The sequence below is a fragment of the Pseudomonas sp. EL_65y_Pfl2_R96 genome, assembly GCF_963970905.1.
Classification (GTDB): domain Bacteria; phylum Pseudomonadota; class Gammaproteobacteria; order Pseudomonadales; family Pseudomonadaceae; genus Aquipseudomonas.
The window spans coordinates 570,493-593,128 of the sequence record NZ_CAXAQH010000001.1; the positions used below are offsets into that span (position 1 = coordinate 570,493).

Below are 22,636 nucleotides of genomic sequence, written 5' to 3' on the forward strand. Positions count from 1 at the left end.
CTCCTGTTTCACGCCAAGGCGAGTGATCGCGATGTCGTAGCGGCGCAATGCCTTGCCGGCGTCCCACTCCAGAATTTCCGCCTCACTTACCGAGTAAATGAGCGGCACCACATCGAGGATTACTTCGATGTCGCGCTCCGAAAGAAGTCCGCCGGTTTGTTTAAAAAATCGTCGATGCGCACCTGAAGCTGTGTCCAGTCGGGCACGGTCAGCAGGTCCAGATCGGGAAGCATCAGCCCGGTGCAATGGGCGGTGATGAACTCGGCGCGTTCTTTGGCCGTCTTGAGTTTTTTCATCGCCTTGGTGGCGCGCAGCACCGGCATTTCCAGGGTCAGCGAGGTCATGCTGCGGCCTGCCACGTTGAGCGGTTGCAGCAGTTGCACCTGGTCTGGGTCTACCGACTGTTCGCCCTGCGCTTGCTGCTCAAGAAAGTACGAAGCTGGGCGAGTCGACATCTCATGCACGTACTGCGCGATGCTCACGTAGTCCGGGCGTTTGAACTGATCGAGTTCCTTGACCGACAAGCCGGTGGCCAGCCTGGCCAGTTCGAAAAACTGATCGTCCTCATCATCGCCGGCACGGGCCAGGGCCTCTTTCTGCGCGGCGTAGTACAACGGTTTGAGTTGGATCTGCTCGATTTCGGATCCGTCATCACCGGTAATCGGCGACAACAGTTCATGTTTGGGTGGCATCCAGGACATGTAGGAAATTCCTTGGTGATTCAAGAATGGGTGCTGCCACAATCCTTGTGGGAGCGAGCCTGCTCGCGATAACGTCAGGGCAGTCAACAATGATGTTGAATGTGATTCCCTCATCGCGAGCAGGCTCGCTCCCACAGGTTGTGCGCCTTGGCTGGCCTTGGTGTTACGGCAGCAACACAGCGCGGCGGGCGTCGCCGAGGATGTCGACGCCGTTGAGTACGAACTTCTGGGTGCGCACGTCGATGTCGATTACCGGGATGCCGTTTTCCAGACGGTTGTAGGTGCGGCAGGACAGCTCGAGGGTGGTCTTGGGTTTTTCGCCCATTTTCAGCGCGGCTTCCCCAAGAGACTTCAGCTTGCCGCCGACGGTGTGGTAGGTGAACCAGGTATTGCCGTCCTGATCCTGGCCGGCTTCACGTACGTTCAGCAGAATGTCGTCGCCCAGTTTCACACCCAGGGCGAGCATGATTTCCGGACCGGCGCCTTGCAGGATGAGGGTGGCGCCCAGCACTTTGCCGCTCTTGGCCATTTCCTCGGCGATGAAGCGTCCGCCGGCCATCGGTTCCATGTCGAATTCGATCTTCGGCGGGGTGAACTCTTCCACGGTCGCCGACAACGGCAGGCCTTGCAGGGTGGCCGCGATGGCCTGTCTTACGCGGTTGGTAAACATTAGAGAACGTCCTCCAGGAACTGCTCGATGATTTCATCGCGGGCGTTGAGTTGATAAATCATGTGTTCGTTCGGCGCGTAGCGGCCGTAGTCGATGACCACGTACCAGGTGCCGTTTTTGTACTTCTCGACGCTGTTCAATTCCGGGTGCAGGTACACGCTGCCGCCGGGAATGGTTTCGTCGGCAACCAGGGTTTGCAGCCAGTCGTTGATGCGCTTGACCTCCTGATCCATGAACGACTTGGTCAGGTTCTTGGCCATGGCCTTCTGGCCGGCTTTCACCAGCTTGCGGCTGATCGCATCTTCAAGGCCGACGTAGCTGATGAACTTGCCGGTGATGGAACGGTTACCCAGCAGCGAGAAGCCGCCGAGGATCGTGCGAGCGTAGTAGCTGACGCCGTAGCGGTTGAGCAGATCGCCCTCGGTGGAGGTGTCGAGGATGTTGTATTCCACGACTCGCGAAACGTCTTCGGCGTAGGTCACCTGGTTGCCTGGGCTTTCCCACTGTTTGACCTTGGCCAATGCAGCGATGGCCAGGCTCGATGGCGCCAGGAACACGTTTTTCTTCGCCGCTTTGGAGTAAACCGCCGGCATGTTGTGCACCACCAGGCAACGGTCGAAACCGAGATCCGCGCCGCCCAGTTCCTGGCTGTAAGTCACTTGATCGGCGACCGAGGCGTCCTTGCCGTCGAGTACCACCCGAGCCTTGATGCGTTTGCCGAACGAGGCGAACTCACTGGCCACCGCTTTGGTGCCGGTGAAACCCGGTGCGCCGATGATGGTCAAGTCTTCCGGCACACCGCCAAGTGCGGCCAGACCCAGTTTGCGACCAGTCGACGGCTCGATACCGCCGATCACGTTGTTCACGGTGTCGGCCGGGGTTGTGCCCTCTTCGACGATGACCACGTAGACCGGCACCTTGACCACTTTCAGGATCTGGAACACCGCGTGGAACAGCGTGCCCGACTCGGTGCCGGTCGGGTCCAGCAGTGCCTGGGTGGTGAAGCTGTTGATGCGGAACGGGGCGTTACGCGGGATCAACAGATCCGCTTTCGGCGCAGTGCCGACCAGACCGATGACGTTGTCACCCAGGCCACCCATGGCCTCGGGAGATTCAGTGGCATTGACGGTAATGCCGTTGTGCTCGAAGTTCAAAACCTCAGCCATGGTTATTCAGCCTTCTTGGCAGCGGCCTTTTTGGCCGGGTTGGATGTAGAGGCCGACTCTGCAGCCTCGGTTTTTTTCAGCTCCAGACGACCAGCGCTGCACAACGCACTGGCCTCCACATCGAGCAGGTCGAGCTCTTGGCCGACGCTCGACCAGTGGCCACCCCCGGTGGGGAATGGGAGGAGCACGGTGTAGGTTTGGCGTTGTGCCATTTGGGTTTCTCCAGATACGAAAAAGCCCCTTTTGAGGAAGGGGCTGTCGGGTTTTGTTTGGTGTTTGGCGGATAAGAAAATGCCCCGGCGGTGCGGGGCGTTTATTGGGGCTCTGCGGAGCCAGAAACATTCTCGGATAACAATGGGTCAGGCCACCCCTTGGTCAGCATTTCGTCGTGGTACTTACCAGCCTCAACGGCCTGCAATAACTCAAGCTCGCGGTCGAAACAGGACTGTACGTACGAACGGACAGCTGCCGAAACGGCCAAAAGCTGCGCTGCGTTCAGCACCACAAAACCCTCGGACGTTTTCAGATTGCAGACATAGGCAGGATCAAGTACGACCGCCAGAGCCATATCGGTGAGTGTCGCCCGGTCATCTCGAGTGGTCCCTACCGCCATACCTTGGTACATGATGCCCGCCGTTTCATGCTCATAACGGGTATTGGCGATTAACGTCTCAACCTTTCCACCACTACTCGAAATGTCGTGAAAGGCGATATATCGTGGGTCGTTTTCATCCACTTCGCCTTGATTCGGCCACACATTTTCATCTTGCAAACAGCCAAATACGGAAATAATTTTTTTTTCTGTTTCGTCTGAAAATTGAACGAACATAGCGCCCCCTTTTAAATGGTGTAAGACGAAAGAAAAACTGAAAATAGAGACGTTTGCGTCGCGGAGTAATAAAGCGTCTGCGATACGTCTACGATCAAGTCGTCAAATGGTGCAGATCCTGCAGCATTTGTATTTGAGTAATAGCGCCACCCACTACCAATTGAATCCCCTGCAAGCGACGAGTTCATAGAACCAGTTCCAGAAACGGCTAATGCACCACTCACGGATATTGCATTTTTTGGAATGTATGCAGCCACGGAAAACGCGACCAACGTCGCGCTCGTGGTTGATGTAGCTAGCGCATTTACATAAGGAAAATAGAGAGTTCGACCTTTCTGCTTACCTGGTTTGAACTGAGCGCTAGCATTAGTTGGCAAAACACCAAGAAGAGCGGAAGCGGTATACCCTACGGGCGCAAAATTACCGCCGTAAACTTCTGGAACCTCGGCAGCAGTCGCGTTAACGCCTATGGCACCATACATCCTGGTGGCCGGATTATAGAGTAAGTAAACAGCTACATAGCCGTTCACGGGGGCTATCCCTGTATCCATATATCCAAGGCCAGTTGACGCACTCAGACTAAGTGTCGCGCTGACATTGGCAAGCTTATAGCTCATGCCGCCAAGTTTATTTTCTAAAACAATCTCTTCCGCCGCGTAGGTCACTGCCTGCGAAGCTACCGGCAGCAACGCCTTCAGCTTGCGCGTTGTTCCTATTATCGGACCATTCACACCCAGAGCCTGAACCTCTGCGGCCAGCTCACCGATGTCGATGTTTCCCTGATTGATAGGTGCGTTCCAGGCCTTGATGCACCACATGACGGCGAGGTTGCGGGGACGCGTTTCCGTGGAGGTGCGCGCCACTTTCGAAGCATCAAAATACACGCCGTGGTAGGCGCCTTTCTGGTTGAGCGGAGTTGAGGACGTGCTCATGTTGCTTAACATGAACGCACCACCTGCCGCGGTGATATCGAGATAGCCGTCAAACGTACCGGTGATGTTCTGTAAGGTATCAACCTGATAACTGCCGATTGTCCGACCGCCATCAACACCGCGTCCATGATCCCAACCGCGCAGGAATTCGCCGCGCCCATCCGGCAAACGAAAATTTCCAGCGCCCTCGTCGCCCTTGTTGTACTTGCCGGCGAGATAAGCACTCAGATCCGGATAAAGCGCAGTACTCTTGACGCTGTTATCCAGTTCAAGAAAGCCCAGCGGCGGCGTATCACCGGGAAACGCGACAATTGCCCCCACCGGCAACATCGAGGCGCTGGCAATCATCCCCTCGATTTCAGTTTTGGTGTAGCTGTCCTTGATCCCGAACCCGGCCAGCGTTTCGGGATTCGCACCCGCCGTCGCTCGGCCGTATTTGTCCACGGTCAGGCTTTTGTAAGTCCCAGGTGCAATGCCGGTACGACCGGCCAGCATCTCGAAAGTCAGCGCGGTGGTGCCGAGATTGATCGGCCCGTTAGTGGTCAGGTGCCACAGCGAATCACCATTCTGCGTGCCCTCTTCTACCATCACGGTCAGGCCCGGCGCGACCTTGGCGCTGACGTTGGCATCGTTCGCCCGAACCCAGTCACCGTTGGCCACGATCCACAGACCGTTATCCTTGGCGAGCGTCTGGTTCGGCAGCAAAACGCGGTCACCGGCAATCACCGCAACTCCGTCGACCTGCTTTGCACCGTTCAACACCACGTTGCCGGTTGCCGCGACACGCACGGACTGCTTGCCGTCGAGTTTGCCGAGCTCTTCAGCGAGATAACTCATCACCCATGCACGGGTCGCTTTAACAACCGTGTCGTCAATCAGCAACGTCACCAACGCTGCATTGCTGGTCTCGAAAATCGAACGAATGTAGAACTCTTTCCCCGAACCCGAAGTCGCCAACACCGGCTTGAACGACTCCGGATACTTGACGATGGCATACAGAATGCCGGTATCAGTCCACAGCCCAGCCTCACGCACATACCAGCCGCCTACTTCAGGCGGGATAGTCACTTCGGCCAACAACCAACTCGGATTTTTCTCATCCTGGAACAGTGCATTGAGTGGCCCACGCCACACTTCGCGCTTAAGCGCCGTGGCGGTTGCGGCCGGGTTATAAATCGCGCCGCCGCCGTCGCCGACGGAAATCTGCGACAGCTTGATCGGTGTGCCCGCTGCCTTGCAGGCGGTTTCGTAGGCGATCCCCGCATTGGTGAGCAGGGTGTAATAGTCGGCCATTTAGGACCCCTGTGGATAAATAGTGGAGGTTTCGACGGTGTAGAGCCCAGCGGCCATAAAGGCCTGGCCCGAGGCTTCAAGCCCTTCGATGACAAGCGGATAAACCGTGGTCAGCTCGCCGCACACCGTCGCGGCACCGATGACGTGAGTGCCGAATGCGCTCAAGCCGACGGAAACCTTCAAGGTGTCGCGTTCGCTTTTGGCATCCGCCAGGCGTCGGTCGAGACGGGCGTCGATTGCTTCGCTGTAGGGTTGTTCGGAAAAAGCCCGGACGGAAAAGCTGTAAGCCGGGCCGGGCGGCGTTTGCTCGTACCAGGCACGAATTTCCGGTATCAGTTGCAATCCCTTGATCGCGTTTGCCAGCGCTTTTCGAGTCCCGGCCTGTCGTGCGGTGGGCCAGGCGAGTTCTACCGTCAGGCGTTTTTCCGCCTCGGTCGCCTCGGTGCTCCATTCGCTGACCCCGCGATCCGCGCCCAGATATGGCAGGAATGCCAGCGGTGTTTTGGCGGGGTTCATCAGTTCGGGGAACGGCGGGTCAATGCGCTCAAGCAACCGGGCGAAACCGAGATCAAGCGCCCTTTCCAGCGGTGAGCTGTTGGCCGGCAACAGGCTCGGGCGAAGTGTGTCGTCACTCATAACGTATCCACCTCGACCTCGACGCCCGTGCAATACGGCGCTTGAAAAGCGGTCGTCACAATCGGCGTTACCGGCTCAAGAATTTGCAGCTGAACCGCGCCGGCACTGTGCAGCGTGTAGTCGATCCAGCTCGGATCCACCCGCCCTTCCAGCCGGTGACAAGAATCGGCATACGCCTGCAACTGCTGTTGCGCGGCGACCTTGGTCAGCCCCGAATCGGGACCTGCGTTGATCTTGGCCACGACCCGGATTTTGTAGGTCTTGATTTGCGCGGCCTGCACGATGACGAGGTCCGTTTCCGGTCGTACATCTGGCCGGGCGAAATGCTGGCGAACACCGTCGAGCAGCGCTTGGGATGGCGTGCCATCACCCTCCCGGGAAAGCACCGTGACCGCGACTTCGCCGGGCGCGGTTCGGCGCCCGTTACCGTCCTTGACCTGCGCTGCAAAACCGTCCGGGTCGAAGGTGTAAGTGACCGTCACCACACCCGCCGCAGCGGTTTCCACTTTCACGACAGGCCGTTCGCCAAGGGTGAAGATCTCACGCCGATACTGCATGCGAGAGCCAGCCGCCGGGGCATGGGGCGCCAGGTAATAACGCAACCGGGCGTCGTCGTCGCTCTCAAAAACCGGATCGATCGGCGGGAACGCCGCCGGGTCGCCCGGATCGAGCAGCTGACGTTCAAGTCCCATGTCCGCAAGGCGCGCATCGAGGTTGGTCCCGGTGGCCCACCACGCCAGCATCTGTTTGATGCGGGCGTTGTATTTGCGCTCGTGGGTTTGCAGCCGTACACAGAACGCCTCAAGGGCCAGGGTCAGCAACTCGCTTTCGTTTTCAAGGCTAGCTGCAAGCTTGGCCGCGCTCTCGGGAGCACGGGCTCCGACGTACTCGACGACGAAGGTCTTGAACTCTGCGAGCAGATCCTCGAACGCTTCGACCGTGACGATGGCCGGTTCGGCCAACTGGTTCTGGCCAGGTATCAACATGCTCATGCCACCACCTCGAAGGTCTGATTGCGGTTTTTCCAGGTGCCGGCGAAGCGCAGCAACAACCCGGCACCGTAGCGGCTGGCCACAATGACCTGCGGCTCGAAATCGTCGATGCCGTTGTGCTTGTTGTAGAACGCTTGGGCCGCATGGCTCTGGGCCAGAATCAGCAGGTCATCGCCGAGGTTCCTCCCCAGCAACTCAGTGAGTGCGCAGCCATACAAAGGGCGCTTCTGACGCGTGCCCAAAGGCGTGGTCAACGCCCGGGTGGCACGCTGCACAAATTGCAGCCAGTCATCGACCGTTGCGCCGGTGTTTCTATCGATTCCGATCATGGGAAGCTCTTTATGCGGTACTGATGACGCGACCCTGGTGATCCACCAACGGGCCGCTCAGGTGCACACCGGAAGCGTCGAGCCGCAGGCCGACGGCGCCCAGTTGCAATTCGATGGCCTCAGGCGTCATCGCCAGCCGCGCCGGGCCGATGCTCAACTCTAGGGATTCACGGGAGCCGGTGAACGCCGCCGGGCCGTTTTGCCAGCGCAGAACATGACTGGCGTGGTCGTAACTGTTTTCCGTGCCGTCCTGATAGAGGCGACGCGTCAGCGATGCCTGTGTCGAGACGGGCGGAAACTGACCGCCGTTGAGGCCGAACAACGCCACCGACTGCCCGCCGCCCTCGCCACCGCCATGGTTCAGCAGCAAACACTGCTCACCCACGGAGGGGATCCGCGACTCGCTCTGTGCGCCGGCACTCGGGTTGAAAAACCGGATGGCCGGGGTGAGCAGCTCCCCATGGCTGACCTTGCAGGTGTTGCTGGCCGCATCGACCTCCTGGCACACACCGATGCGACAGAAACTGTCGGCACGCCGGTGCAGGTCTTCCATCTCGGTTTCCATTTCGGCCAGACGCTCGATGATCGGGCCCAGCTGCAGACGTAAAAGCGCATCAAACATGGGTCAGCCCTCGAGTGCGGTGTATTGATCCGGGTCGTCGATGTTCGACACCTCCCAGGTGCGAGCGAATTTCGGGATGCCCAGCGGGTCTTCGAGCAGCGTCGGGCCGAGGTACAGGGTTTGGGTAAATGAAACGGTCCAGGCGGTGTGCTCCCGTGTTTCGCTGATGAACGTGGACGGGACACCCTCAATGTTCATGGGCGGATCGCATTGCTCGCCCGGCAGTGCCCAGCGATTATCGACAACCAGGTTCTTCAACTCACTGGCCAGATCGCAAGCCGCCAACCCTGTGCCGGGCACCACGGCTTGCAAGGAAACGGTCAAGACGTGAGCAATGCGCCCGTCGTTGGCACGGCAGCCTGGCGCATCACGTTCGATGGCGATCAGCACCCAGGGCTGATCGCCGGTGCCGTCAAAGTCTTGATGACTCCCGACCTTCAAGCCGGGAACGGTGCTGCGCAATGTCTCGGCAATGGCGGAAAACAGCTGCGACGGTTTTTCGATGACGGCGGGCATTCATGGCCTCCTGTTCCTGTAGCAACGCGAAGATCAGCGACGCCGGTTTACTGTTGGTCGGGACGAGAATCCCGCGGTGGCACTTCGCAAACGCCAATCCGCTTGGCGGCCCAGCGTTCGTAAAGCCCGATGGCCACGTCCGCCCCGGCCATCGCCGTGAGGCAACCAAAGGCACCGGCGGCCCAGATCGACACGCCGGCGGCGTACAGCAGCATGATTGCCGAGACGCCGCAGATCATGCAGGCCCCGGACCGCAGCGCCAGGCGCCGCAACAGCGACCAGCCACGGGCGCCCTCCTTGTCGGCACGCCACATTTCGCCGGATACCCCGCCCGCCACGGCGAGGAGGATGACTAGCCAGATCGGCATGTCCAGCAACGCTTGTTGCTCGTTTGTCATGTCACGCCTCCTGGGGTGATTGATGAGTGATGTGTGTTGGGTTCAAACGATGTCTCTTGAGGTAGGCATTCCAAAAAGCCCGGCTTTGGCCGCAATGCCAATCAGTCAAGACGCTCCCACATGGGTTGCGCTTAACTGACTGGCATCAGGTTTTGGCCGGGCTTTTCAGTAATGCGGTCCTTCGCCTTCCCTGGCCAACGGCCTGAAGGAAGTTGATCTTTCGGCGCTACTGGCGCGGTACGGATCGATTCAAATTGTTTTTCCGACCGCGGTCCCTGCCCGCCGGATAACTGCTTCTGGTGCTTTACGCTGCACACCCGGGTCAGTTGCCAACCCTCTGAACCGTTGAGGCCGGTTCATCGCTGCCTTTGTTGTGGAACTAAAGAGCTTCGTTTCGAGCCGCCTTGTTGAGCGGCTTGAGACAAAGAATATGCATGCATGCATATACAGTCAATGCATAAATGCATTTATTTATGCACTAAAAATGCACGAACGCATGAAAGCCCCGCAGACAAAGGCGTTGGCGGTTTACGGCAGGCGAAAAAAAACCCGCCGGGTGGCGGGTTCTATCTGACAGCGGTGAGGTTAACGGGCGTACATGCCCCACCAGAAGACGTGACCGAGGATGACAATTTGCTCTTCCTGGATTTCCTGGAAGCTGTAGTCCTCGTCCGGATGCTCATCGCGATTGAAGCTGCGCAGGCGAATCCCGGTCGGCAGGCGATAAAGCTGTTTCACCCGCAATTGGCCGTTGTGGTTGATGGCGTACAGGTCGCCGTCGACGATGTCGCCAATCCCGCATTTGCCAGCATTCACACCAACGGTGGCGCCATCGCGCAGCACCGGCAACATGCTGTTGCCACGCACGGTCACGCATTTGGCCTGGTCGAACTGCACACCGTTGTGGCGCAAACTGCGCTTGCCGAAGCGCAGGCTAGAGCGCTCGCTCTCTTCGATGACGAATCTTCCTGATCCAGCAGCCAATTCAACCTCGCGAAGAAAGGGGACCGACACCTCGTCGTCATCGACGGGTGTATCGTCGTCCCACAGGCTTATGTCCTTGAGTTCCGAATGCAATTCATCGCGCCCGGCGCTGGCAGCCGGCGCGACATCCGCGCGGCCCCGCAACTGATCGGTGCTCACGGAGAAGTATTCGGCAATCTTCGAAATGTGTTTATCCGAAGGATCGACGATCTTCCCGCTGAGGATGCGCGAGAGAGTGGATTGAGGCACGCCGGTGCGACGGTGAAGCTCCGTGGGGGAGATCCCGTGTTGGTCGAGCAGCGCTCTTAAGACGGTAGAAACATTGCGTTTTTGCATAACGCGCATAGTGCTTGATCTTTTTTCGGAAGACAAATGCTGATTTGCATAGATCGTGCATAGCCAGCGGAAATGTACTGCGGGGGTTTCATGCCTGCGTAGGTCGGACTGCTCATGTTAACCTTGCGCCCATCGCGGAAAAGCCGGGCCAACGCCCCTCCTTTGCCCCACACCTTTCAACGAATTTGCCTATATCCGATGAATAAAGCGCTCTCCGATCTATCCTCCCACACGCCGATGATGCAGCAATACTGGCGCCTTAAGAACCAGCACCCTGACCAGCTGATGTTCTATCGCATGGGCGACTTCTACGAAATCTTCTATGAAGACGCGAAGAAGGCCGCCAAGTTGCTGGACATCACGCTAACAGCTCGCGGGCAATCGGCGGGTCAGGCGATTCCGATGTGTGGGATTCCTTACCACGCCGCAGAAGGTTACCTGGCGAAACTGGTGAAGCTCGGCGAATCGGTGGTGATTTGTGAGCAGGTCGGCGACCCGGCCACCAGCAAAGGCCCGGTGGATCGTCAGGTGGTGCGGATCATCACGCCCGGCACGGTCAGCGATGAAGCGCTGCTGGATGAACGCCGGGACAACCTGATCGCGGCGGTACTGGGTGACGAGCGTCTGTTCGGCCTGGCGGTGCTGGACATCACCAGCGGCAACTTCACCGTGCTGGAGATCAAAGGCTGGGAAAACCTGCTGGCGGAACTTGAGCGGGTCAATCCAGTAGAGCTGATGATCCCGGACGACTGGCCGAAGGATCTGCCGGCGGAGAAACGTCGTGGGGTTCGTCGCCGTGCGCCGTGGGATTTCGAGCGCGACTCGGCTCTGAAAAGTCTTTGCCAGCAGTTTTCCACCCAGGACCTGAAAGGTTTCGGCTGCGAGAACCTGACCCTGGCGATTGGCGCCGCCGGTTGCCTGCTCAGCTACGCCAAGGAAACCCAGCGCACCGCCCTGCCGCACTTGCGCAGCCTGCGTCATGAACGCCTGGACGACACCGTGGTGCTGGACGGCGCGAGCCGTCGCAACCTGGAACTGGACACCAACCTGGCCGGCGGTCGCGACAACACCTTGCAATCGGTGGTCGACCGCTGCCAGACCGCCATGGGCAGCCGTCTGCTGACCCGCTGGTTGAACCGTCCGCTGCGGGATTTGACCGTATTGCTGGCACGCCAGACCTCGATCGCCTGCCTGCTCGACGGCTACCGCTTCGAAAAGCTGCAACCGCAGCTCAAGGAAATCGGTGACATCGAGCGGATTCTGGCGCGGATCGGCCTGCGTAATGCCCGTCCTCGTGACCTGGCGCGCCTGCGCGATGCTCTCGGTGCACTGCCAGCGTTGCAGGTGGCGATGGCCGAGCTTGAAGCCCCGCACATCATGCAACTGGCGATGACCACCAGCACCTACCCGGAACTGGCAGCGCTGCTGGAAAAGGCCATTATCGACAACCCGCCCGCTGTCATCCGTGACGGCGGCGTGTTGAAAACCGGTTACGACAGCGAACTCGACGAACTGCAATCGCTGAGCGAAAACGCCGGTCAGTTCCTGATCGATCTTGAAGCCCGGGAGAAGGCCCGCACTGGCCTGGCCAACCTGAAGGTCGGCTACAACCGCATTCACGGCTACTTCATCGAACTGCCGAGCAAGCAGGCCGAATCGGCGCCGGCCGACTATATCCGTCGCCAGACGCTCAAGGGCGCCGAGCGCTTCATCACCCCGGAACTGAAAGCGTTCGAAGACAAGGCGCTGTCGGCCAAGAGCCGCGCCCTGGCTCGCGAGAAGATGCTCTACGAAACGCTGCTCGAAGACCTGATCGCCCAGTTGCCGCCCTTGCAAGACACCGCCGCCGCACTGGCCGAACTGGACGTGCTGAGCAACCTCGCCGAGCGCGCACTGAACCTGGACCTGAACTGCCCGCGCTTCGTCAGCGAACCGTGCATGCGCATCAGCCAGGGTCGTCACCCGGTGGTCGAGCAAGTACTCACCACGCCGTTCGTGGCCAACGACCTGAGCCTCGACGACAACACCCGCATGCTGGTGATCACCGGCCCGAACATGGGCGGTAAATCCACCTACATGCGTCAGACCGCGTTGATCGTGTTGCTGGCACACATCGGCAGCTTCGTGCCGGCGGCCAGTTGCGAATTGTCCTTGGTCGACCGGATCTTCACCCGAATCGGTTCCAGCGATGACTTGGCCGGCGGGCGTTCGACCTTCATGGTCGAAATGAGCGAAACCGCGAACATCCTGCACAACGCCACCGAGCGCAGTCTGGTGCTGATGGACGAAGTCGGACGTGGTACCAGCACCTTCGACGGCCTGTCCCTGGCCTGGGCCGCCGCCGAGCGCCTGGCGCACCTGCGGGCCTACACACTGTTTGCCACCCACTATTTCGAGCTGACGGTGCTGCCGGAAGCCCAACCGCTGGTGGCCAACGTGCACCTCAATGCCACCGAGCACAACGAACGCATCGTGTTCCTGCACCACGTGCTGCCTGGCCCTGCCAGCCAGAGCTATGGCCTGGCGGTTGCGCAGTTGGCCGGTGTGCCGAGCGAAGTGATCGTGCGTGCTCGTGAACACCTGAGCCGGCTGGAATCCACAGCGTTGCCTCATGAAATGCCAGCGCCGGCCAAAGGCAAAACCGTGGCGCCACAGCAGAGCGACATGTTCGCCAGCCTGCCGCACCCGGTGCTGGATGAACTGGCCAAGCTCGATCTGGATGACCTGACACCGCGCAGGGCTTTGGAAATGCTCTATACATTAAAGACACGGATCTAACGCACTTGCCTGCAAGCTGTTAGAATCTCGCGCGGTTTGGGATGCTGCAGGCTAACAGCCTGGCCTGCAGACTATCGCTCCCGAACCTGGCGACCCCGTCCTGAAGGGGCTCCGCTGCCGCCGCCTGAGGAGAAAATTAGAAATGACCTTCGTCGTCACCGACAACTGCATCAAGTGCAAGTACACCGACTGCGTAGAAGTCTGTCCGGTGGACTGCTTTTACGAAGGCCCGAACTTCCTGGTGATTCACCCGGATGAGTGCATCGACTGCGCACTGTGCGAGCCAGAATGCCCTGCCGTGGCCATCTTCTCCGAAGATGAAGTTCCGGAAGATATGCAGGAATTCATTCAGCTGAACGTTGAGCTGGCGGAAATCTGGCCCAACATCACCGAGAAGAAAGAATCGCTGCCTGATGCCGAAGAGTGGGATGGCGTCAAAGGCAAGATCAAAGACCTCGAACGCTGATTACCCCCCGCGTTCTCGAAAAGGCTCCTTGCGGGCCTTTTTGCTTTTTCAAAGATCAAAAGAAAGATCAAAAGATCGCAGCCTGCGGCAGCTCCTACAGAGATTGCTCATGTTCGCGAAATCACGGGTGTACGTGGTTTGTGTAGGAGCTGCCGCAGGCTGCGATCTTTTGATATTTTGCTTTTCTGCAGGCAAAAAAAAGGGGCGGTTTGACCCGCCCACATTTCTTCCCTATTCCCTGTGTTCCTTTTCATCGTCCTGATGAATCGCATCCTGCGATATCCATTCCCCTCATCCTTGAAGGGCGTGTCTATCCGTCGACACAGTTCAAATACTAAAGCGTTCCCCACCAAGCGCAATCGGCCTTTATGGCTGAAACTACCTGTAATATGTCGTTAACCTAAAAAAATAATCATATAAATCAACTAGATAAACCGTGAGCACACGTTGAATAGACAACTGCCAGGGTGTAAAAATAGTGAACACTTACGAAAGAGTAAGCAAAGACTTACACCACAAGACTACAAACCTGAGGCGGCGCCAAAAACAATGCACCTCTCATATCCCAGACAGCAAAAAGCCCCGAACCAGTCAAACCAGTCGGGGCTTTTTGTTACCGGTTGAGCGAATGGCTTATTGGAACAGCGACTCACTCGACAGGCCGTTTTTCTCAAGAATCTCCCGAAGACGCTTGAGGCCTTCAACCTGGATTTGCCTGACCCGCTCCCGGGTCAGGCCGATTTCCAGGCCGACGTCTTCAAGGGTGCTGCTCTCGTGACCTCGCAAGCCGAAGCGGCGTATGACCACCTCGCGTTGTTTGTCGGTCAGTTCCGAGAGCCATTGATCGATGCTCTGCGACAGGTCGTCGTCCTGTAACAATTCGCACGGATCGGTTGGGCGGTCGTCGGTAAGGGTGTCCAGCAGGGTTTTATCCGAATCCGGACCCAGCGAGACGTCGACCGAAGAAACCCGCTCGTTCAGGCCGAGCATGCGCTTGACCTCGCCTACCGGTTTCTCCAGCAGGTTGGCGATTTCTTCGGGTGAGGGTTCGTGGTCGAGCTTTTGAGTCAGCTCCCGTGCAGCCCGCAGGTACACGTTGAGCTCTTTGACCACATGGATCGGCAACCGGATGGTCCGGGTCTGATTCATGATCGCGCGCTCGATGGTCTGACGAATCCACCAGGTGGCGTAGGTCGAAAAACGGAAGCCGCGTTCGGGATCGAACTTTTCCACTGCCCGGATCAGGCCGAGGTTGCCCTCTTCGATCAGGTCCAGCAGCGACAGCCCACGATTGACGTAACGCCGGGCGATTTTCACCACCAGCCGCAGGTTGCTTTCAATCATGCGCTTGCGCCCGGCCGGGTCGCCACTTTGCGACAAGCGCGCAAAATGAACTTCTTCTTCCGGAGAGAGCAATGGGGAAAAGCCGATTTCGTTGAGGTACAGCTGCGTGGCATCGAGTGCCCGAGTGTAGTCGATGTACTTGTGTTGCTTTAGCGAAGCGGAGTGTCTGGATTTGGCACGAACGGAAGGTGGTGCATCCCCTTCATCATTCGACATCGAATCCGTAGCGATGCCGGTCTCCATCAGGAGAACCTCATCGTCGATGTCAAACTCCGGCACTTCTTTACTGAGAGCCATTGTTATAGTCCTTTGGTGAGTTCGACCTCAAGCTCAAGCGGCGCCTTTATCCCTGGCAACGCTGGAGCCTGTTCCCTCTACGTGACGGAACAGGCTGGCTCACAAATCAACGACGTGGCAGGAATTGCAGCGGATCTACAGGCTTACCTTGTCGGCGAATCTCAAAATGCAGTTTCACCCGGTCTGTACCCGTTGACCCCATTTCGGCAATTGTCTGTCCGACTTTGACCTGCTGCCCCTCCCGAACCAAAAGCCTGCGGTTATGACCGTAGGCACTGACGTAGGTATCGCTGTGTTTGATGATGACTAATTCGCCGTAGCCCCTTAAGCCACTCCCGGCGTATACCACCGTCCCATCAGACGCAGCTAAAACAGGCTGTCCCAAATCTCCGGCGATATCAATTCCTTTATTCAAACTACCGTTTGAAGAGAATTTTCCAATGAGAATGCCACTAGAAGGCCACCCCCAGCCCGTCGGGGCCGGACCGGCAGGAGGCAGTGGCGCGGGTGCCGGCTTGCTGGCGACGGACGGTGCAAGCACCGTTGTACTGGTCGTTTCGCCATTTGCCTGGCGTCGGATTACCGTGGTTTTACTCGACGAAGAAGGCGAGGAACTGGACGAACTCACGACTGCCGTTGGCGTTGAACCGCTGCGACCGTCAAAGCGAATCGTCTGACCCGGATGAATCGTGTAAGGCGTAGGAATATTGTTCCTTGCCGCGAGGGCTTTGTAGTCCCAACCGTAGCGAAAGGCGATGGAGAACAAGGTGTCTTTGGGTCGAACAACGTACTGGCCGGTGGTCACGACCGGACGCTGGGCGACCGCGTTGTTGCGTTCGACAACTCCCACACTACTCGATTTGGTACTGGAGCAACCGACCAGCAAGGTACTCAAGACAAGGCCAGTCACCAGACGCTGAAAGCTCGTTATACCCATTCGCTGCGCAACGACTGTGAGACTCACCCGCCGCTCCCTTTGTGGTGGCTGAAAATATGAATTGCCGTGTTCCGGCACAAAATGTCGCAAGTATAACGGGCCGAACAGGCTTTACCTTTAATGAAGCGATTTGCTTGGCGCACACGTTTGCTGCCTGACGATGAAACGTTTAACCAATCGATGCCGCTGTAAGACCCAGGCAATCGAAGAGAATTCAGCGCGCCAAAATAAATGCTCAGGCCAGCGGCCCGTTGAGCAATGGCACAAAGCGTACCGCCCCCAGAACACGCCTGGAAAAGCCCTGCTCTTCACGGATGATCAGCATCAATTGCTGCACCTCACCGGAGCCGACCGGAATCACCAGTCGCCCGCCCGGCGCCAACTGATCGAGCAGTGCCTGAGGCACGTCGGTGGCCACGGCGGTGACGATGATGCCGTTGTAAGGCGCCAGCGCCGGCCAGCCTTCCCAACCATCGCCCCAGCGAAATACCACGTTGCGCAAATTCAGTTCCACCAGGCGCTCCTTGGCCCGGTCTTGCAAAACCTTGATGCGCTCCACGGAAAAAACCCGCTCGACCAGCTGCGACAACACCGCCGTCTGGTAACCCGAACCGGTACCGATTTCCAGTACCTTGTCCAGCGGACCGGCCTCCAGCAGCAGCTCGCTCATGCGCGCCACCATATAAGGCTGGGAAATGGTCTGGTTATGCCCGATCGGCAACGCGGTATCTTCATAGGCGCGGTGTGCCAGCGCCTCGTCGACGAACAGGTGACGCGGCGTGCGGCGGATGACTTCCAGCACCTTGGCGTTGGACACCCCTTCTTCATAGAGACGCTGAATCAGGCGCTCGCGGGTTCGCTGAGAGGTCATTCCGATGCCGCGACGCAGAATGTCGTCTTGTTCACGAGTCATTTGCGCAGCCCCTCCAGCCAGCCATCGAGACAACTGAAGGCATCATTGAAGGTGCGATCCAGTTGCAGTGGCGTGATTGAAACATAGCCTTGCATCACCGCATGGAAATCGGTGCCCGGGCCGCCATCTTCAGCGTCCCCCGCTGCGGCGATCCAGTAACCCGACTTGCCGCGCGGATCAACCACTTTCATCGGCGCAGCCGCTCGGGCGCGATGACCGAGACGGGTCAGCTGGATACCGCGAATGTGATCCAGCGGCAAGTTGGGAATGTTCACGTTCAGTACCGTGCGCGGTGGCAGATCCAGGTCCGCGTGAGCCTCCACCAGTTTGCGCGCAAAATAGGCGGCGGTGGGAAGGTTCTCTACTTGCCGTGAGACGAACGAAAAAGCAAACGAAGGACGCTCCAGAAAACGCCCCTCAAGGGCCGCCGCCACGGTGCCGGAATACAGCACATCATCTCCCAGGTTCGCCCCCAGGTTGATACCGGAAACCACCATGTCCGGCTCGAACTCCAGCAAACCATTAAGGCCCAGGTGTACGCAGTCGGTGGGTGTGCCGTTGAGGCTGATAAAGCCGTTGGCCAGGGTTTGCGGGTGCAACGGACGGTCGAGCGTCAGCGAGCTGCTGGCGCCACTTTTGTCCTGGTCAGGGGCAATAACCACGCATTCGGTGTAATCCGCCAGCGCAGCATAAAGCGCGGCGAGACCGGGTGCGGCTACCCCATCGTCGTTAGAAATCAGAATACGCATGGGCTGTCCGTCTGCCCCACCGGCACCAGATCGACGAGTTCACGCACCAATACGGTGGCGAAGCATCCGGCCGGCAGGACGAATTCCAGTTGTAGAATGTCCAGCGAGGGATAATGCCACGTCAACCCGCCAATGGGCAGCCGCAGGATGCGACGTTCGTGGCTCATTCCGGCGTTGATCAACCAATCGCGCAGATCCGCTTCGCGCGCGGCGATCGCCTGTTCCAATTCATGGACAGCGCCCGCCGCGGGCGAGTCACCTTCGCCCCACTGCGGGCCGGTCGGGTGCAGGTCGAGAATCGCCAAACGCGGGTCGCTGCACTCGGCTTCACCCGCCGGGAAGAAGCTGCGGCTGTCGGTGAACGCCAACAGATCGCCCACCTGAGCGCGCTGCCAGGTGCCATCGGCGACGCGCGCCGCCAACACTTGATTGAACAGAAAACTGCGCGCAGTGGAAAGCAGCCGCGAACGCACATTGCGTTGCTCCGGCAGGGCCTTGCGCGCCGCCCAGGCACGGGCATCGACGACGTTGCCGCCGTCAAAGCCGAACCGCTGGGCGCCGAAATAATTGGGAATACCTTTCGTGGCGATCAGTTGCAGACGCTCTTCGATCGCCGCCTTGTCACCGCTGAACTGGGTCAAACGCAAGGTGAAACCGTTGGCCGAATGGGCTCCGCGTTGCAGTTTGCGTTTATGCCGACCGGTCTTGAGGATTTTCAGCGTATCGTTTTCCGCCGCCGACAGATCTGGATCGGCCTTGCCCGGCAGTTGCACGCTGAACCACTGGCGAGTCAGCGCCTGACGGTCCTTGAGCCCCGCATAGCTGACGGTACGCAACGGCACGCCCGCCGCCTTGGCGATCCGCCGCGCCGCTTCTTCGGTATTCAGACCGCGCTTTTCCACCCAGATCCACAGGTGTTCGCCGTCGCCGCTCAGGGGAATATCGAGGACTTCGTCGACCTGGAAATCTTCCGCCGTGGCTTTCAGAACCGCGCTGCCGAGGGCTTGACCATAGGCCCGCGGGCCGAGCAATTGCGCCTCGTTCATGCGCGCAGCAACAAGGCAACGGAGTGCACGGCAATGCCCTCTTCGCGACCGACAAAGCCAAGCTTTTCGGTGGTGGTAGCTTTCACATTCACTTGATCCAACTCAACTTGAAGATCTGCGGCAATCAGCGCGCGCATCGATTCGATATGCGGGGCCATTTTCGGGGCCTGGGCGACGATGGTGTTATCGACGTTGCCGACTTTCCAGCCCTTGGCGTGGATCAGTGCGACGACATGACGCAACAGCGCACGGCTGTCGGCGCCCTTGAATTGCGGGTCGGTGTCCGGGAAGTGCTTACCGATATCACCCAATGCGGCAGCACCGAGCAAGGCATCGCTCAAGGCGTGCAGCAGGACATCACCGTCGGAATGGGCAAGCAGCCCGAAGCTGTGTGCAATCCGCACACCGCCCAGCGTGATGAAATCGCCTTCACCGAAACGGTGCACATCATAGCCGTGGCCAATACGCATAAAAAAACGCCCCGATTTTTGTCAGGGCGTGATTCTACCTGCTTTGTCGGACATTAGGGTCTGTTGACGTTTGGTGGCGAGCCGCATTGCAGTGCCAAGTTGTGCGAGGCAAGGCGCGGGATGCAGCCAATGGTTGTTCCCTTGGCAAATCCCGCAACGCAGCATCGCGCAACTTGGCGCGCAACGCGGCCGTCACCGAACGTCAACAGCCCCTACGCGCTTAGCGCACGCCCATGATGTTGCAAGTGGTCCTCGACAAAGCTGGCAATGAAGAAATAGCTATGGTCGTAGCCGGGTTGCAAGCGCAACGTCAGCGGATGACCAGCCAGTTTGGCCGTCTGTTGCAAGGCCTCAGGCTTGAGCTGGGTAGCCAGGAAATCGTCTCGATCACCTTGGTCGACCAACAGCGGCAGCTTCTCGTCAGCCTCGGCGATCAGCGCGCAGGCATCCCATTCGCGCCATTTCGAACGGTCTTCCCCCAGGTACCGGGAAAAGGCTTTCTGACCCCATGGGCAATCCATCGGATTGTTGATCGGCGAGAACGCCGACACCGACAGATAACGCCCCGGGTTGCGCAACGCGCAAACCAGCGCACCGTGACCACCCATGGAGTGACCGCTGATGCCACGCTTGTCCGATGCCGGGAAATGCGCTTCGACCAATGCCGGCAATTCCTGCACGACATAGTCATGCATCCGATAATGCCGGGACCACGGTTCCTGCGTGGCATTCAGATAAAACCCGGCACCGAGACCGAAGTCCCAGGCGCCGTCCGGATCACCCGGCACGTCGGGACCGCGTGGGCTGGTGTCCGGTGCGACGATGATCAGCCCAAGCTCGGCGGCCATGCGCATGGCGCCGGCCTTCTGCATGAAGTTCTCGTCGGTGCAGGTCAGGCCGGACAACCAGTACAGCACCGGCAATTTGCCGCCCTGCTCCGCTTGCGGCGGCAGGTACACGGCAAACACCATGTCGCAGCCAAGTACATCGGAGCGGTGCCGGTAGCGTTTGTGCCAGCCGCCGAAGCTTTTCTGGCAGGAGATATTTTCCAGGCTCATGACCGACCTCAGAAATGGATGACGCTACGGATGCTTTTGCCTTCATGCATCAGGTCGAATGCCTTGTTGATATCTTCCAGCCCCATGGTGTGGGTAATGAAGGTATCCAGCGGGATCTCGCCGGTCTGGGCCATTTCAACATAGCTTGGCAACTCGGTACGACCGCGCACGCCACCGAATGCCGAACCGCGCCAGACACGACCGGTCACCAGCTGGAATGGACGGGTGGAGATTTCCTGACCGGCGCCGGCCACGCCGATGATCACCGACTCCCCCCAACCCTTGTGGCAGCACTCAAGTGCAGCACGCATCAATTGGACGTTGCCGATGCATTCGAAGGAAAAGTCGACGCCGCCATCGGTCATGTCGACGATCACTTCCTGAATCGGACGATCGAAATCTTTCGGGTTTACACAATCGGTAGCACCCAACTGCCTGGCGATCTCGAACTTGGCCGGGTTGATATCGATAGCGATGATCCGCCCGGCCTTGGCTTTGACCGCACCGATCACAGCCGACAGACCGATGCCGCCCAGACCGAAGATGGCAACCGTGTCGCCCGGCTTGACCTTGGCGGTGTTGATCACCGCGCCAATGCCGGTGGTGACGCCACAGCCCAGCAGGCAGACCTTTTCCAGCGGCGCTTCTTTAGGAATTTTGGCCACGGAGATTTCCGGCAGCACGGTGTACTCGGAAAATGTCGAGGTCCCCATGTAGTGGAAAATCGTTTCGCCCTTGTAGGAAAAACGCGAAGTGCCATCCGGCATCAGGCCTTTACCCTGCGTCGCACGAATGGCTTGGCAGAGGTTGGTTTTGCCCGACAGACAGAATTTGCACTTGCCACATTCCGGGGTGTACAGCGGGATCACATGGTCACCGACCGCGACCGACGTCACGCCCTCGCCGATCGCTTCAACCACCGCGCCACCTTCATGCCCCAGAATCGAAGGAAAAATGCCTTCCGGGTCCGCGCCCGAGAGGGTGTAGGCATCGGTATGGCAGACACCGGAAGCGACCACGCGCAGCAGAACTTCACCGGCCTTGGGCATGGCGACATCGACTTCAACGATCTCGAGGGGTTTCTTGGCCTCGAAGGCTACGGCGGCGCGCGACTTGATCATGCTGACTCTCCAGTGAATAAAAACAAGACAGGGAGTGTAATACAGCTGCTTGCGATGAATAATCGGCACAAAAGCAAAACATTATTGCCATACAGGGATAATCCTGATGTCCGAAAACCGCTGGGAAGGTATCGACGAGTTCGTCGCCGTCGCCGAATGCAGCCAATTCACTGCCGCGGCTGAACGCCTTGGGGTGTCTTCCTCCCACATCAGTCGCCAAATCGTACGGCTGGAAGAGCGCCTGCAAACCCGTTTGCTCTATCGCAGCACCCGTCGGGTCACGCTGACCGAGGCCGGGCAAACCTTTCTGCAACATTGCCAGCGCCTGCAGGACGGTCGCGAAGAAGCGTTGCGAGCCGTCGGTGATTTGACCAGCGAACCCAAAGGTATGTTGCGCATGACCTGCGCCGTGGCTTACGGCGAGCGATTCATCGTGCCTCTGGTCACTCGTTTCATGGGGCTGTATCCGCAACTACGCGTTGACATCGAACTGAGCAATCATCCGCTCGATCTGGTGCATGAAGGCCTGGACCTGGCCATCCGCCTCGGCCGTCTGCAGGATTCAAGATTGGTCGCGACACGTCTGGCACCACGACGCATGTACCTGTGCGCCTCGCCGTCTTACCTGGAGCGGTATGGTCGCCCACACAGTTTGTCGGAACTGAGCCGCCATAACTGCCTCATCGGCAGCTCGGATATCTGGCAACTGGAACAGAACGGGCGGGAATTTTCCCAGCGAGTACAGGGAAACTGGCGCTGCAACAGTGGGCAAGCGGTGCTGGATGCCGCGCTACAGGGGGTTGGGTTGTGTCAGCTGCCGGATTACTACGTCCTGGAGCACCTGAAAAACGGCGAATTGATTTCGCTGCTGGAAGCCCACCAACCGCCGAATACAGCCGTGTGGGCACTTTACCCACAGCAACGGCATCTGTCGCCGAAGGTGCGCAAGTTGGTGGATTACTTGAAGGCGGGGTTGGCCGAACGGCCGGAGTATCGAACTTAAGATAAAAAGATCGCAGCCTGCGGCAGCTCCTACAGGTATCGAGTACACCC

The 22,636-nt window shown here is 58.8% G+C and carries 24 protein-coding genes; 3 read left to right on the plus strand and 21 right to left on the minus strand.

Features of this window, described 5'->3' with window-relative positions:
- Positions 1–119 precede the first annotated feature (119 nt).
- The 13 genes from AACY49_RS02690 to AACY49_RS02750 form a co-directional block, all read right to left on the minus strand.
- A complete protein-coding gene (locus AACY49_RS02690; protein ID WP_339521544.1) occupies positions 120–701 on the minus strand; it encodes a phage tail assembly protein in 582 nt (193 codons plus the stop codon).
- 163 nt (positions 702–864) lie between these two features.
- On the minus strand, positions 865–1,371 hold the full coding sequence (locus AACY49_RS02695; protein WP_253419256.1) for a phage major tail tube protein: 507 nt from the start codon (positions 1,369–1,371) through the stop codon (positions 865–867).
- Positions 1,371–2,537 carry a phage tail protein gene (locus AACY49_RS02700; protein WP_339521545.1) on the minus strand — a complete coding sequence of 389 codons (1,167 nt, stop codon included), beginning with the start codon at positions 2,535–2,537 and terminating at the stop codon, positions 1,371–1,373. The genes AACY49_RS02695 and AACY49_RS02700 overlap by 1 nt, the downstream gene beginning before the upstream one ends.
- 2 nt (positions 2,538–2,539) lie before the next feature.
- Entirely contained in the window at positions 2,540–2,749 is a 210-nt protein-coding gene (locus tag AACY49_RS02705; protein ID WP_258697333.1) for a hypothetical protein, read from the minus strand.
- Positions 2,750–2,850: 101 nt separating this feature from the next.
- Complete coding sequence (locus AACY49_RS02710) at positions 2,851–3,366, minus strand: DUF4376 domain-containing protein (protein WP_339521546.1); 516 nt, start codon at positions 3,364–3,366, stop codon at positions 2,851–2,853.
- A gap of 11 nt (positions 3,367–3,377) precedes the next feature.
- Positions 3,378–5,591: a phage tail-collar fiber domain-containing protein gene (locus AACY49_RS02715; protein WP_339521547.1), complete on the minus strand. Its 2,214-nt coding sequence runs from the start codon at positions 5,589–5,591 to the stop codon at positions 3,378–3,380.
- A complete protein-coding gene (locus AACY49_RS02720; RefSeq protein WP_339521548.1) occupies positions 5,592–6,227 on the minus strand; it encodes a phage tail protein I in 636 nt (211 codons plus the stop codon).
- A complete protein-coding gene (locus tag AACY49_RS02725) occupies positions 6,224–7,219 on the minus strand; it encodes a baseplate J/gp47 family protein (RefSeq protein WP_339521549.1) in 996 nt (331 codons plus the stop codon). The genes AACY49_RS02720 and AACY49_RS02725 overlap by 4 nt, the downstream gene beginning before the upstream one ends.
- The gene (locus tag AACY49_RS02730; protein ID WP_258697338.1) at positions 7,216–7,548 is read right to left on the minus strand and encodes a phage baseplate protein; all 333 of its coding nucleotides are present in this window, start codon (positions 7,546–7,548) and stop codon (positions 7,216–7,218) included. The genes AACY49_RS02725 and AACY49_RS02730 overlap by 4 nt, the downstream gene beginning before the upstream one ends.
- A gap of 10 nt (positions 7,549–7,558) precedes the next feature.
- A complete protein-coding gene (locus AACY49_RS02735; RefSeq protein ID WP_339521550.1) occupies positions 7,559–8,170 on the minus strand; it encodes a phage baseplate assembly protein V in 612 nt (203 codons plus the stop codon).
- A 3-nt stretch (positions 8,171–8,173) separates the two neighbouring features.
- A complete protein-coding gene (locus AACY49_RS02740; RefSeq protein WP_339521551.1) occupies positions 8,174–8,686 on the minus strand; it encodes a hypothetical protein in 513 nt (170 codons plus the stop codon).
- Positions 8,687–8,733: 47 nt separating this feature from the next.
- Positions 8,734–9,084, minus strand: a complete 351-nt coding sequence (locus AACY49_RS02745; protein WP_258697341.1) for a phage holin family protein — start codon at positions 9,082–9,084, stop codon at positions 8,734–8,736.
- Positions 9,085–9,669: 585 nt separating this feature from the next.
- Complete coding sequence (locus tag AACY49_RS02750) at positions 9,670–10,404, minus strand: XRE family transcriptional regulator (RefSeq protein ID WP_258700787.1); 735 nt, start codon at positions 10,402–10,404, stop codon at positions 9,670–9,672.
- A 198-nt stretch (positions 10,405–10,602) separates the two neighbouring features.
- On the opposite strand from AACY49_RS02750, the gene mutS reads away from it, so the two are divergent.
- Positions 10,603–13,182 carry a DNA mismatch repair protein MutS gene (gene mutS / locus AACY49_RS02755; protein ID WP_258697343.1) on the plus strand — a complete coding sequence of 860 codons (2,580 nt, stop codon included), beginning with the start codon at positions 10,603–10,605 and terminating at the stop codon, positions 13,180–13,182.
- A 142-nt stretch (positions 13,183–13,324) separates the two neighbouring features.
- Positions 13,325–13,648, plus strand: a complete 324-nt coding sequence (gene fdxA, locus AACY49_RS02760) for a ferredoxin FdxA (protein WP_003222178.1) — start codon at positions 13,325–13,327, stop codon at positions 13,646–13,648.
- 633 nt (positions 13,649–14,281) lie between these two features.
- On the opposite strand, the gene rpoS is transcribed toward fdxA, so the two are convergent.
- The 8 genes from rpoS to AACY49_RS02800 all read right to left on the minus strand — a co-directional run bounded on the left by rpoS (position 14,282) and on the right by AACY49_RS02800 (position 21,583).
- Complete coding sequence (gene rpoS / locus AACY49_RS02765; protein WP_105340288.1) at positions 14,282–15,289, minus strand: RNA polymerase sigma factor RpoS; 1,008 nt, start codon at positions 15,287–15,289, stop codon at positions 14,282–14,284.
- A gap of 106 nt (positions 15,290–15,395) precedes the next feature.
- The gene (locus AACY49_RS02770) at positions 15,396–16,253 is read right to left on the minus strand and encodes a peptidoglycan DD-metalloendopeptidase family protein (protein WP_258697344.1); all 858 of its coding nucleotides are present in this window, start codon (positions 16,251–16,253) and stop codon (positions 15,396–15,398) included.
- Positions 16,254–16,461: 208 nt separating this feature from the next.
- Positions 16,462–17,097: a protein-L-isoaspartate(D-aspartate) O-methyltransferase gene (locus AACY49_RS02775; RefSeq protein WP_173861137.1), complete on the minus strand. Its 636-nt coding sequence runs from the start codon at positions 17,095–17,097 to the stop codon at positions 16,462–16,464.
- 38 nt (positions 17,098–17,135) lie between these two features.
- Positions 17,136–17,888 carry a 5'/3'-nucleotidase SurE gene (gene surE, locus AACY49_RS02780; protein ID WP_258697345.1) on the minus strand — a complete coding sequence of 251 codons (753 nt, stop codon included), beginning with the start codon at positions 17,886–17,888 and terminating at the stop codon, positions 17,136–17,138.
- Positions 17,876–18,934, minus strand: coding sequence for a tRNA pseudouridine(13) synthase TruD (gene truD / locus AACY49_RS02785; protein WP_258697346.1), 1,059 nt, complete (start codon positions 18,932–18,934; stop codon positions 17,876–17,878). Before truD ends, surE begins: the two co-directional genes overlap by 13 nt.
- Positions 18,931–19,404 (minus strand): 2-C-methyl-D-erythritol 2,4-cyclodiphosphate synthase, encoded by a 474-nt coding sequence (ispF, locus tag AACY49_RS02790; protein ID WP_018927000.1) that lies wholly within the window; start codon positions 19,402–19,404, stop codon positions 18,931–18,933. The genes truD and ispF overlap by 4 nt, the downstream gene beginning before the upstream one ends.
- A 212-nt stretch (positions 19,405–19,616) precedes the next feature.
- Positions 19,617–20,462 carry an S-formylglutathione hydrolase gene (gene fghA, locus AACY49_RS02795; RefSeq protein WP_258697347.1) on the minus strand — a complete coding sequence of 282 codons (846 nt, stop codon included), beginning with the start codon at positions 20,460–20,462 and terminating at the stop codon, positions 19,617–19,619.
- 8 nt (positions 20,463–20,470) lie between these two features.
- Positions 20,471–21,583, minus strand: a complete 1,113-nt coding sequence (locus tag AACY49_RS02800) for an S-(hydroxymethyl)glutathione dehydrogenase/class III alcohol dehydrogenase (protein WP_018927002.1) — start codon at positions 21,581–21,583, stop codon at positions 20,471–20,473.
- A 106-nt stretch (positions 21,584–21,689) separates the two neighbouring features.
- Between AACY49_RS02800 and AACY49_RS02805 the strand changes: the two genes are divergently transcribed.
- Entirely contained in the window at positions 21,690–22,586 is an 897-nt protein-coding gene (locus AACY49_RS02805; protein WP_258697348.1) for a LysR substrate-binding domain-containing protein, read from the plus strand.
- Positions 22,587–22,636 lie beyond the last annotated feature (50 nt).